The organism is Gottschalkia acidurici 9a (assembly GCF_000299355.1).
Classification (GTDB): Bacteria; Bacillota; Clostridia; order Tissierellales; family Gottschalkiaceae; genus Gottschalkia; species Gottschalkia acidurici.
In genome coordinates this window covers 2,715,783-2,728,324 of sequence record NC_018664.1, presented here as the reverse complement: position 1 = coordinate 2,728,324, position 12,542 = coordinate 2,715,783, and the positions used below count along the sequence as shown (strand labels likewise).

Genomic DNA, 12,542 nt, shown 5'->3' with positions numbered 1-12,542 from the left:
ACATGTATAGAGTAGTTGAAAAGTTTATAAGTATAAATGGTGAGGGCAAATTAAGTGGACAGTTAGCTCTATTTATAAGATTTGCAGAATGTAATTTAAACTGTAGATACTGTGATACACAGTGGGCTAATAAGAGTGATGTAAAGTATGAAATCATGACTAAAGAAGAAATTTATAATTATATAAAGCAAACTAAAGTAAAAAATGTAACTTTAACAGGGGGAGAACCCCTAATACAAAAGGACATATATGAATTACTAGAATATCTTTCTAAGGATAATGATATTTCAATAGAGATAGAGACTAATGGAAGTATAAGTTTAAAAAGATTTCAAGACATAAAAATAAATCAACTGAGATTCACTATGGACTACAAATTGCCTTATAGCAATATGGAAAATGAAATGTTATTAGAAAATTTTGAATATCTAAAAGAAAAAGATGTAGTAAAGTTTGTAGCTGGTAGCATGGAAGATTTAGAAAAAGCAAAATTGATTATAGAACAGTTTGATTTAACTAAGAAAACAAATGTATATATAAGTGGAGTATACGAAAATATTGATGCAAAAGATATAGTTGAGTTCATAAAGGAAAATAATATGAACGATGTAACTTTTCAATTACAACTTCACAAATTTATATGGGATCCAAATCAAAAAGGAGTGTAAGCAAATGAAAAATGAAAGTGCAGTAGTAGTCTTTAGCGGCGGCCAAGATAGTACAACTTGCTTATTTTGGGCTAAAGAAAGATTTAAGGAAGTAATAGCAGTGTCTTTTGACTATAATCAAAGACATAGCGAAGAATTGGAATGTGCCAAGGAAATATGTAAAAAGCATAATTTTGAACATCACATATTAGATATGTCACTTTTAAATCAATTAGCTCCAAACTCTCTTACAAGAACAGATATAAAAGTAGATAAAGAGGCAAGTGAAGGTGAAGTACCTAATTCATGTGTTGATGGAAGAAATATGCTATTTCTTACGTTTGTAGCGGTATTTGCAAAACAAAGGGATATAAAACATATAATAACTGGAGTTTCACAAAGTGATTTTAGTGGATATCCGGATTGTAGAGATGTATTTATAAAATCTTTAAATGTAACTTTGAACTTATCTATGGACTATGAGTATGTAGTACATACTCCTTTAATGTGGATAGATAAAGAGGAAACTTGGAAGATGGCGGATGACTTGGGGGTATTAGAGGTAATTAAAAATGAAACATTAACTTGCTATAATGGTATTAAAGGAAGTGGATGTGGAGAATGTCCGTCTTGTACTCTTAGAAATAGAGGATATGAAAATTATATAAACTCCTTCAAATAGTACAGTTATACTGATTTAAATACTATTTTAAACTATATTGAAAAGCAAAGAGAAAAAAGGCTGCACTATAAATATAAAATTAATGTGTCAGCCTTTTAAAATAGAATAATATCATAGTAAAATGATAAGAAATCTTATCAAAATAAGTAAATGAAAAAAACTATTATTGATCTTTGTTTCTTTTCCATTCTAGCAATTTGATAATGTTGTTTTTTTCTCCTGTTTAGATTCAAAAACTTTTATTTCAAGCATACCTTCTATCTTATTTCTTTCTATAGAATTCAGCTTTCTAAATAAAGTAATGATCCTTATTTCTTCAACAGATAAATTTCCTAGACTATTATTAGGAGTCCTTAAAGTTTCCTCTCCTGTTAGTAACCATTCTATAGATACATTTAGAGCGATCGATATCTTGTAAATAGAATTTGTATCAGGAACCCTATTTCCAGATATGTAATTACTTATTGCGTTCTTAGAAAGATTAGTTAGATTACATAAATCTTTCTGCTTTAGATTATACTCAGTTAACTTTTGTTGTATCCTGCTTCCGATTTCTGCAGAAGAAAAGTTCTCTTTAATGGTAAAAAACCTCCTTTTTCAACAAAAAAATCTTTTTAGTAAAAAATTTCTTGACAAAGTTCACGTTTGTGGTAAAATATTAGTAAAATTTAAATGAAAAATATATAAGTAATTTTAACATACTTTAAAAATTAATAGGTACTATAAAGACTCAGCTTTACTTTGATAGATTTATAGATATATAACTAAAATAACACAAATAGGAAGCTTTTAATATTTAAAAATTCACTTTTATAGATACATCGCTTAGATTATTTAAACAGTTTGGTATTTTGGTTTATTTAATTAGAAAGTTATTAGGAAGATTTACTAGAAGATATTCTTTATGGATTGCGGTGGAAACTGATTTTAAGGACAGGAAGTTTGACTTTATATAGATTCTGATTAAGAGGAGAAAGTAGTCACTAAGTGTAACTATAAATACAAGTTACAACAACAGTTTAACCTACCTTGATACAAAAAACAACATTGAAGTATAGTTTAAATATCATAAGGATAGGAGTTGATGGAATGGAAAGTAATCGAAATACGATACCGTATTTTTCTATGAAAGTAAGGAAAAGACTTGTAGAACTTGATATGACACAAAGACAACTAGCAAAAGATATTGGAGTTAATGAAAACTATCTTACTGATATATTAAGAGGTAGACGTTCTGGTGAAAAGTACAGACAAGCTATTATTGAAAAATTAGATATAGAGACTATATTTAAAAGCAATTAAATGAAAGTTGCTTTTTGTAACTATTACTTAGAAAGTATTTATATAATTGAGTATATAAATACTATGTATAAAGATGTGAAATGGAGATCAACTATGCTCAAATTAGATAAAGACAGAGATTTAATAGATATACTTCAAACAATATTAAGTAAAAACAGTAAATATACATGGGAGCATTCCCAAAATGTATCTAAATATACAGAGATACTATCTAGTAGATTTTATAATAAAATAAAAGACATACAAGCAGTATCATGGGGAGCACTATTACATGACATAGGTAAAATCGAAATCTCTCAATCAATAATAGACAAGCCTTCAGAAATCTCACAAGAAGAATTTACTGAAATAAGAAAACACCCAACCTATAGTAGAGATATATTACTATACATGTTCAACAAAGAAAATAATTATTTTGAATCTGATGAACTAAAAATTATATTAGATATAGCATACTATCACCATGAACGATGGGATGGAGAAGGGTATCCTCAAGGATTAAAAGGAGAAAGAATTCCATTAAGTGCTAGGATAGTAAGTGTGATAGATACATATGATGCCATAGTTGCAGAGAGACCTTATAAAGAGTCGAAAAGTTCAGAGGAAGCTATATACATAATAAAAAATGAAGCGGGAAAGCAGTTTGATCCAAATGTGGTAAAAGAATTTATAGAATGCTTTGAGTAGTCAAACTACATATTTAGATTTATAAAAATATAAGTAAACTTAGAAATCAAATAAAATTAACTCTGCTGAATATTACAATTTGGCAGAGTTAATTTTATTTGACTTAAATAAGTCTTAAATTTCTTTTAGCAAATTAGCCATCTCTATGGCAGTAATACTAGCTTCATATCCTTTATTTCCTGCTTTTGTTCCTGCTCTTTCTATTGCTTGTTCTATAGTATCAGTAGTTAGAACTCCAAAGACAACTGGTATTTCAGTATCTAAAGATACACTAGCTATTCCTTTTGAAACTTCACTAGACACATAATCAAAGTGTGGAGTAGAACCTCTTATAACAGCACCTAGACAAATAACACCATCGTACTTTTTAGACTTTGCCATTTTCTTAGCTATAAGAGGAATTTCAAATGCACCAGGAACCCAAGCAATATCAATATCATCCTCATGTACACCATGACGTTTAAAACCATCTAAAGCACCAGATAGAAGCTTTGATCCTATAAATTCATTAAATCTTCCTATAACAATTCCAAATCTTAGTCCTTCAGATACTAAATTTCCCTCATAGATTTTCATATTATTTTTCCTCCTTAAAATTTAGAATATGTCCTAACTTCTCTTTTTTAGTTTCAAGATAATGCTTATTTTTTTCATTGTGATTCATCTGTATAGGAACTCTATCTACAATTTCTATACCATAGCCAGAAAGTCCAGAAAGTTTTTTAGGATTATTAGTCATTAACTTAATCTTTTTTATTCCAAGGTCAGAAAGTATCTGAGCCCCTATACCATAGTCTCTCATGTCATCAGGAAAACCTAGTGCCAAGTTAGCCTCAACAGTATCCATACCACTATCCTGAAGATTATAAGCTTTTATTTTATTTATAAGTCCAATCCCCCTACCTTCCTGACGCATGTATAGAAGTACACCTGATTCTTCAGATTCTATTTTTTTCATAGCCTCATCAAGCTGTTCTCCACAATCACACCTTAAAGAACCAAAAGCATCTCCAGTAAGACACTCTGAGTGAACTCTTACTAGAACTGGTGAATCACTAGATATATTACCTTTCACTAGTGCTATATGATGCTCACCATTTAAAATATTTTCGTATCCCACCATTTTAAAGTCACCATGCTTTGTAGGTAGATTACACTCAGAAACTTTTTTTACTAACAATTCTGTTTTACGGCGAAAAGCTATTAAATCTGCTATGGTAATTATTTTTAAATTATGATCTTTAACATAAGTCATAAGGTCGGGTATTCTAGCCATAGATCCATCTTCATTCATAATTTCACAAATAACTCCAGCAGGGTATAGCCCAGCCAATCTAGCTAAGTCAACAGCAGCTTCAGTGTGACCAGGTCTTCTTAAAACACCACCATCCTTAGCCTCTAGGGGGAATATATGACCTGGTTTATTGAAATCGCTACTTGTTGAACTAGAATCTAGAACTTTTAAAATGGTATGAGATCTTTCATGAGCAGATATTCCAGTAGTTGTGTCTATGGCGTCTATTGAAACTGTAAAAGCAGTATGATGAGAATCAGTATTTTTGCTCACCATTTGGTTTATATTAAGTTCATCTAATCTTTCCTTTATTATAGGCATACATATTAGGCCTCTGCCGTGTTTTGCCATGAAGTTTATAGCTTCTGAGGTTACCTTTTCAGCAGCCATGAGTAAGTCGCCTTCATTTTCTCTATTTTCATCGTCAACAACTACTACTATTTTTCCGTTTTTTATATCTTCGATAGCCTCTTCTATAGTATTAAAGTGGAACATTAATATCACTCCTTAATTTTTAAATTAAATTGTTTAGATAAATCCGTGATCTTTTAAAAAATCTACAGTTACGCTACCCTTAGACTCAGTAATAGCATCTTTTGGCGATAACATCTTCTCAACATATTTTCCTATCATGTCACATTCTAAATTAACCTTATCTCCTACTTTTTTATCTAAAAGTGTGGTTATGTCTTTAGTATGAGGAATTATAGATACTTTAAAATTACTATCATCTACATAAGCTACAGTCAGACTTACTCCATCAATAGCAATAGACCCTTTGTAGACAATGTACTTTAGAAGGTCATAAGACGTACTTATAGTCACCCAAGTAGCATTATCTTCTTTTTCTAAGTTAGATATAGTTCCAATTCCATCAATATGACCACTTACCATATGACCTCCTAATCTATCACCTAGTCTCAGTGCTCGTTCTAAATTAACTTTTTTGCCAGGAGTAAGAGCGTCAAGATTACTTTTTCTCATTGTTTCAGCCATAACATCTACAGTAAAGCAATTAGGACAAAAGCTAGTTACAGTAAGACAAACACCATTAGTACATATACTGTCTCCTAAATTTACATCTAAAAGAACTTTATCAGCGATTATAGTGATTTGAGCAGAGTTAGTTCCTTTTTTAATAGATTTTATAGTTCCGATCTCTTCAACTAAGCCAGTGAACAAGAATAATCACTCCTTTTCAATATAACCTTCAATCATAATATCTTCATTAAACGTTTTTAAAGATATATTGTTAAGATTTATAGCATCTTTCATAAATTCAATACCAGTACCACCTATAGGGGTTTTAGCCGAACTTCCACCAATTATTTTAGGTGATATGAATGCAACTACTTTATCAACAATGTTTTCTTGTAAGGCACTAAAACTTAGTTCGCTGCCACCCTCAAGAAGAATACTGTCAATTCCTTTACTTCCTAGTGATTTTAAAAGATAAATTAGATCTACATAACTATCCTTAACTGGTGTAATTATTATTTCTACATCCTTATCTTCTAAGGCTTTCAATTTGTCTTTAGGGGCTAACTCAGTAGTGGCAACTATAGTCCTTGAACTAGACTTTAGATTAATAACTTTAGAGTCTAATGGAATTCTTCCCTTCGTATCTACTATAATTCTAATTGGATCTAAGCCTTCTTTATCTTCTAAGCGTGTATTTAAACTGGGATTGTCTTTCAGAACAGTCCCTATTCCAACCATGATGGATGAGAGTTTATGTCTAATTTCATGGACATGTTTTCTAGACAATGAATTAGAGATCCATTTAGAATCACCAATATGAGTTGCTATTTTGCCATCAAGAGTCATTGCATATTTTAGTATTACGAAAGGAGTCTTTGTTGTAATATACTTTAAAAATATTTCATTTAACTTTTTACATTCATCTTCTAATACACTGGTAACAACTTCAATTCCATTAGATTTAAGTATTTGGATACCTCTACCAGATACTAAAAGATTAGGGTCTTTTAGCCCTATGACTACCTTTTTTATATTATTTTCCACAATAGCATTAACACAAGGAGGTGTCTTCCCAAAATGAGAGCAAGGTTCTAAAGTAACATACATAGTACTACCTTCAACACTTTCAGTAGAATTTTTTAATGCATTTATTTCTGCATGATCTCCACCATAAAACCCATGGTAACCTTCACCTATTATACTTTCATTTTTCACAATGACTGCTCCAACTAAGGGATTAGGACTAACATGACCTTCACCTTTTTTAGCTAACTCTATAGCTCTTTTCATATAAACTGATTCCATAGATACACATCCTTTAAGGTTAGATTAACTTTAGGGAGGAATAAAAAAATATCCCTAAAGTTTAACTTCAGGGATATTTCTACAAAAATAAATCAATATAAATCTAAATTTAATAATTTAAATTAGTATACCGAAAATAGAATCTTCTCCCATCCAGACTTTACTGTCGGTCTTGGAATTTCACCAAGTCAACTGCACAAGCAGCTCGTGGACTATAACCACCGGTAGGGAATTTCACCCTGCCCTGAAGATTTATCTTTATCTAGTTGTAAGTTCAAGATAACACTTTTTATATAATATGTCAACGAATATATAAAAAAATTATTAAATTTAATAAACTATGAAAAATGAGAAAACAGAAATATAAGTAGGTAGAATATAAATTGGTAAAAAATCAAAATATAATTTGTAAATTATAAGCCGAAGTTAATCAGAGCTTGAAATATCAATATGTTATAAGTCTACCTATACTAAACTTATAGTCAAAGTATACTGTTTTTGAGAAAAAAGTTTAGCAATACTAAATAAACTTATTAGAACAATATATTAAACTAAGTAGAAAAAAGGAAGTGTCAGGAGAATAGCATAGAGATATATACTTAAGATAGCAGACCGACAATTCTAATGAGATAGATGTAATAAATAGTAAATTACTCAAATTGAGTATAAGAAATAAAAGAGGTAACATATATATAAAGGATTTTGGTTAAAAAATTAGGAGGGTTACCAATGGACACCGGTTCTGATGATTCAGACAATAATAATATAAATAACATTTATTTAAGAGAAAGAGATGAGAATTTAAAGGAATATTCTTATAGTAACGAATTTAAATTTAATATAATTTCGGATAAAAAAAGTAAAAGAGTAAACATCGGAGAAATTACAGGTCATTTTTTTGACTTAAGCTCTATAAATTCAGAAAGAAAAACAGACAATATAATAAACATATTAAATCAATACGACGATGAGACTTTTGATATATGTAGAAATCTTTGTAGAGAAACAAACTGTATTAAAGGTAGTGGAAATAATATAGTTCATTTAGACAGATTTTATATAGATTCAAATTATAGAGGTAATGGAACAGGAAGAGAAACACTTCATTATTTTAAAGATGAAATATCTAATCTTTTAAAAGAAGATGTAAGATATATTGCACTGTTTCCAGATCCTATAACAGATGATAAAAATTTTGACTCTTTGTATGATATGGATTTAAAGCAAAGAACAAATAAAATAAAAAAGTTAAAAAGTTTTTATTCTAGTTTAGGTTTTAAAGAAATGAAAGTAAAATCTGATTATATGTATTTAGATTTATATAGTGACTATGATAATATGAGAAACTATAGTAATTAAAAACAGAGCACTATCAAACTATTTAAAATAGTTTGATAGTGCTTTTAAGTTTAGAAATTTAAATGGAAACTATACTGCTATCAAAATATTTTATTCCAAAATAAATTAAATAAAGAACTTTCAATAAGCTTAGACAATGAATGTAGTTTATGTTAAAATTATTGAGTAAATATATAGTGGCACAAAAAAATAACTTAAAAATAAGGAGCAAGAGACGATTTAATAAGGCATACACAAACATAGTAAAATTGTACTAATATGTTTTATAAAATAAAAAGCTCCCTACATTCACAAAGAGTGTAGAGTGATAGATAAAAGTCTATCCAAAACTCCTTTAATTGCTGGGAGTCCCTAAAGCTACTCAAGCAGATAACCAAAATCTTTGATTTTGTGTCATTCGCTTATCCTTTGAATACTAAGCGACTGCAAGGAACTAAGCTTCCTTACTACAACGTAAAGATGAAAAAAGCTTAAGCGTGAAAGTTGCGAAAGCAGAAAAAATTGAGTAGATGGTGCATGGTTAAATCCTAAACACTGAAAAAAATGGGTGATCAGCAGCGAAGCCTCGAAAAGAGGAACGTTCAACGACTAGAGAGAGATCTCGTACCTTAAAGTTAAGGGAAACAGGGAGGATCTTAAGTGAAAATTAGTTTTATTTTCTTTCTGAAACTAATTAAGTTTAGTAAGTCTTAAGATTATGATATAGTCTGTGCTTATGTGAAAGCATAAGAAGTTCATGGTTATAAAAGCCTGAGAACTGTATAGATGTAACGAGTCTATATGAACACTCTAAAAACACGTATAAATTTAATTTTTAAATTAGTAACAACCGTACCTAAAAATCTTATAAGCATATGTAAAAGTAATCTCGACTTTAAAAATATAGGACTTTTAAATACGGTTGTGGGAGACTTACCATAAAGGTAAATAATAGTCTCACTTACTACTTGATGGTTATTTAGAAAATAATACAAAAGTAACACAACTAAATACGAAAAAAGTATGACTTTACATGTTTTTAGAATCAGGATTTATGGAACAATTACTTGATCAAATGTTACATGTTCAAATGCTAAACCAGTTTTGGTTAACACTAATATTAATTATACCTATCGTGTTAATTGCACGGACGGTTGTGGCTGGAACTCGATATTCACCCATTTTAATTATTGTAGTTTTCGGGCTAGCTATGGGGGCAATTCTCGTTGTAAGTGACGTAGCAACTCCAGGATTACCTGAGCTTCCGATTGTAGACTTAATGAGTAGATTGACAGTTACAGCTTTAATTGTAACCTTCTTTGTTGGAGGGCAAGAAATTAGAAAGATATTATCGCACCAAAAATTAGAGATTGAAGACTTGATGATTCAATCAGAGGAAGAAGTAATTCTTGGTACAAAACGTACACAACTTATATTTATTTTGAGAGCTTTCTTTATTTTAATGGGTATAGAGGCTGTTAAAAGACTGATATTAGGCTCATCACCAGATGATCCTGTTCATAAGTTCTATCCAATTATAGCTTATATAGGAATAGTAGTATCAATGATTCTTATTGACTATAAAGCGTCTATTAAAAATAAAGGACAATATTTAAGAAAGGGCTTTATAGAGATTGTTGCTATAGTAGCAATATTAGTTATTTCAACTAATATTGCAGAAGCTATAAAACCTATTATTGGGCTACCACAAATTTTCTTTGCTATGGTTATATCTTCTGTATTGGGTGGAGTCTTATCTAATTGGAAATTTGGACCTACAGTTAGATCATTATTGTTTGCCGGGATACCAGTTGTACTAGCTGCGAATTTTATGGTAGGTGGTTCAAGAATGATTGAAGCATTCCAACTAACAGAAATGAAGTCTATTATGGCTTATGGTTTATTTGGGCAAGTATTTTGGATGTTCTTTGGACTTACACTGTTAATATTATTTGGGCGTGCGAACCACATAAGAAACCTTGCACCAGGTATGGCAGGTGGGTTATCTCACTCAGGGTTAACAGGAGCATGTACAGCAGGAGATTTAGGTCAAGAAGCAGCATCTAGAGCACCAATAATGATTAATATACCTTTTCTAGGGCATGTATTTGTATTCTCTATATTAGCAGCAAGTGCAGAAAGAGGATATTTAATGATAGGTTGGGCTGTGCCTATAGCAGTCATAGGTATTTTGCTTACAGTATGGTCTTTAAAAACATTAAAGAGTTCAGACGGTAAAGAAAGTATAGAGGTTAAAGGATTAATACAATTTTCACTTGGATGGCAACTAGTTGCGGTATTTGGAAGTTTTTCCATGCTACACTTTGCGGGTATGTCAATAAATGATGCATCTGTTGCAACAGCTTCGGCTATATCTCACTTTGGACTATTTGCAGCAGTTCAGGAGGGTATGTTTGGAGAATTAGCTTCACAGATGATTGCTTTTATATTTGCAATGCCTTTCTTAATTCATCCATTTGTATTTGGTATGTTTGGTAAAGCTGCTGATAGTAATGGAAAAATGCCAGCTAAAGTAGTGTATACATTAGGCACCATTGGTATAATAGGTGTAATATATTCTCTTGCTATAGTATAGTATTAAAAATCCCTTCTAAGATTATGAAGGGATTTTTTTATTTACTATTTATCTTATCGTATATATTTCTATATTGACTATATCTATTGATATTTATATCAAATAAGGTATATATAGTTATATATGAAGGCCAAATTTTTACATTGATTCATATTGTAATAAAAGATATTTACAACTAATAAAAAAGAGAGTATTATTTGATGTATGTGTAAAAGCTAAACAGATTCAGGAGGATGAAATGGAAGGAACACAAAACGTAAAAATGGTCAATGCTGATCCATCTGCAATAGGATTATTTGGACTAGCCATGGTTACATTAGTAGCATCAAGTAATAAATTAGGGATAACAGGTGAAGTATCATTTGTAATTCCATGGGCAATATTTTTAGGAGCATTTGCACAACTATTTGCCTGTATAGAAGATTGTAAACGCAATAATATTTTCGGTACTACCGCTTTTGGAGGATATGCATTTTTTTGGTTTGGAGTTGCTATGAGTTGGATGATAAAATTAGGAGTATTTGGTGCAAATCTCGCAAATACTGTAGATCCTAAACAACTTGGATTCGCATATCTAGGATATTTACTATTTACTATATATATGACTATAGGAGCTATGGAAACTCATAAGGTATTATTCACAATATTTTGTTTAATAGACGTTTTATTCATAGGTTTAACACTTAGTACATTCGGTATAGCATATGAATTTACACATACTTTAGCAGGATACGCAGAACTTTTAATAGCAATATTTTCATTCTATGGTTCAGCAGCTTGTGTATTAAATACTCATTTCGGAAGAGTATTTCTTCCAGTAGGAAAGCCATTTGGCATATTTAAAAAATAGAAAATTAAGCACTACCAATATAAGATTCTAATAAATTTTGATAGTGCTTTTATTATATTAAATTCAAATTTAGCTTTTACACATTGTCATACTCTATATCGTCACGATATAAATCATAGGCTTCTTTGTACTCCATTATTCTAGAAACTTCACTTATAAAGTATTCATCATAGCCAGCCCTTCTCAACATATGAAACCCAACTTCCATCCCAGCAGCTATTCCACCACCAGTAACTATTCTTCCAGAATCAACAACACGAGAACGACTAATCTTACAAGAAGGAGCTATCTTAGCTAACCTATCAATAGGTACCATTCCAGCTTCAGAAGACTCTAATTTGTCAGGTTCTTTTCTATTCGTAGCAGCAATCCCATCTAAAAGTCCCATGTGTCCATATATCCAAGAACCAGTACATACGCTAGTTAAAATAGTACTTTCAGGTAGACTGTTTATATAGTCATGCAGTCTAGTATTATATATTTCTTGTCGTGTACCAAATCCACCAGGAATTAAGAATGCATCAATGGAAGGATTATCACTAAAACTATAATTGGGTAAAATAGTAAATCCTCCTTGTGCCTGAACAGGTCTTGAAGAATCACTAATAAAAAATGCATCTAGTGAAGGATCTAGTCTTCTTGCAACGGAAAATACTCCATACGGTGCTGCAAAGTCCACTATTTCAGCATCTTTAAAAATATAAATACCTAGTCTAAAGCCATCTACTTTTTTACTCATAAGAAAACCTCCTAGAAAGATATTGAGTAGAACGATCATTCTACTTAGGACTTATTATATAGAACGTTCACTCTAGTGTCAATGCTTTAATTATTAAAGTATAGATAAAAAGATAATATAT

Annotated in this window: 13 protein-coding genes and 1 riboswitch; of the genes, 7 read left to right on the top strand and 6 right to left on the bottom strand. The window is 30.6% G+C overall.

Translation table 11 applies throughout. The features are described 5' to 3' along the window. Positions 1–2 precede the first annotated feature (2 nt). The gene (gene queE, locus CURI_RS13010) at positions 3–668 is read left to right on the top strand and encodes a putative 7-carboxy-7-deazaguanine synthase QueE (protein WP_014968731.1); all 666 of its coding nucleotides are present in this window, start codon (positions 3–5) and stop codon (positions 666–668) included. 4 nt (positions 669–672) lie between these two features. Next, entirely contained in the window at positions 673–1,329 is a 657-nt protein-coding gene (gene queC / locus CURI_RS13005; protein WP_014968730.1) for a 7-cyano-7-deazaguanine synthase QueC, read from the top strand. Between the two features lie 189 nt (positions 1,330–1,518). Here the strand turns inward: queC and CURI_RS16585 are convergent, their stop codons facing one another. Beyond that, positions 1,519–1,869: a helix-turn-helix domain-containing protein gene (locus CURI_RS16585; protein WP_420805161.1), complete on the bottom strand. Its 351-nt coding sequence runs from the start codon at positions 1,867–1,869 to the stop codon at positions 1,519–1,521. A 549-nt stretch (positions 1,870–2,418) separates the two neighbouring features. Here CURI_RS16585 and CURI_RS13000 point away from each other — a divergent pair. Together CURI_RS13000 and CURI_RS12995 are read left to right on the top strand one after the other, a co-directional pair. Then, positions 2,419–2,631 carry a helix-turn-helix domain-containing protein gene (locus CURI_RS13000; protein ID WP_014968729.1) on the top strand — a complete coding sequence of 71 codons (213 nt, stop codon included), beginning with the start codon at positions 2,419–2,421 and terminating at the stop codon, positions 2,629–2,631. A 93-nt stretch (positions 2,632–2,724) separates the two neighbouring features. Then, a complete protein-coding gene (locus CURI_RS12995; protein WP_041702164.1) occupies positions 2,725–3,318 on the top strand; it encodes an HD-GYP domain-containing protein in 594 nt (197 codons plus the stop codon). A gap of 114 nt (positions 3,319–3,432) precedes the next feature. Here CURI_RS12995 and ribH read toward each other — a convergent pair whose 3' ends face one another. The 4 genes from ribH to ribD are packed head-to-tail and all read right to left on the bottom strand — an operon-like array spanning position 3,433 to position 6,898. Beyond that, on the bottom strand, positions 3,433–3,894 hold the full coding sequence (gene ribH, locus CURI_RS12990) for a 6,7-dimethyl-8-ribityllumazine synthase (protein WP_014968727.1): 462 nt from the start codon (positions 3,892–3,894) through the stop codon (positions 3,433–3,435). A gap of 1 nt (position 3,895) precedes the next feature. Beyond that, a complete protein-coding gene (locus tag CURI_RS12985; RefSeq protein WP_014968726.1) occupies positions 3,896–5,107 on the bottom strand; it encodes a bifunctional 3,4-dihydroxy-2-butanone-4-phosphate synthase/GTP cyclohydrolase II in 1,212 nt (403 codons plus the stop codon). A 33-nt stretch (positions 5,108–5,140) separates the two neighbouring features. Next, on the bottom strand, positions 5,141–5,794 hold the full coding sequence (locus CURI_RS12980; protein ID WP_014968725.1) for a riboflavin synthase: 654 nt from the start codon (positions 5,792–5,794) through the stop codon (positions 5,141–5,143). Positions 5,795–5,800: 6 nt separating this feature from the next. Then, the gene (gene ribD / locus CURI_RS12975) at positions 5,801–6,898 is read right to left on the bottom strand and encodes a bifunctional diaminohydroxyphosphoribosylaminopyrimidine deaminase/5-amino-6-(5-phosphoribosylamino)uracil reductase RibD (RefSeq protein WP_014968724.1); all 1,098 of its coding nucleotides are present in this window, start codon (positions 6,896–6,898) and stop codon (positions 5,801–5,803) included. 137 nt (positions 6,899–7,035) lie between these two features. After that, positions 7,036–7,154: riboswitch (FMN riboswitch) on the bottom strand. Positions 7,155–7,627: 473 nt separating this feature from the next. Here ribD and CURI_RS12970 point away from each other — a divergent pair. The 3 genes from CURI_RS12970 (at position 7,628) to CURI_RS12960 (ending at position 11,682) form a co-directional block, all read left to right on the top strand. After that, positions 7,628–8,257 (top strand): N-acetyltransferase, encoded by a 630-nt coding sequence (locus tag CURI_RS12970; protein ID WP_014968723.1) that lies wholly within the window; start codon positions 7,628–7,630, stop codon positions 8,255–8,257. 1,012 nt (positions 8,258–9,269) lie between these two features. Next, entirely contained in the window at positions 9,270–10,832 is a 1,563-nt protein-coding gene (locus CURI_RS12965; RefSeq protein WP_228370431.1) for a hypothetical protein, read from the top strand. A 238-nt stretch (positions 10,833–11,070) separates the two neighbouring features. After that, entirely contained in the window at positions 11,071–11,682 is a 612-nt protein-coding gene (locus tag CURI_RS12960) for an acetate uptake transporter (RefSeq protein ID WP_014968721.1), read from the top strand. Positions 11,683–11,758: 76 nt separating this feature from the next. Here the strand turns inward: CURI_RS12960 and CURI_RS12955 are convergent, their stop codons facing one another. Continuing rightward, positions 11,759–12,421, bottom strand: coding sequence for a DJ-1/PfpI family protein (locus tag CURI_RS12955; protein ID WP_014968720.1), 663 nt, complete (start codon positions 12,419–12,421; stop codon positions 11,759–11,761). Between the last annotated feature and the right edge of the window lie 121 nt (positions 12,422–12,542).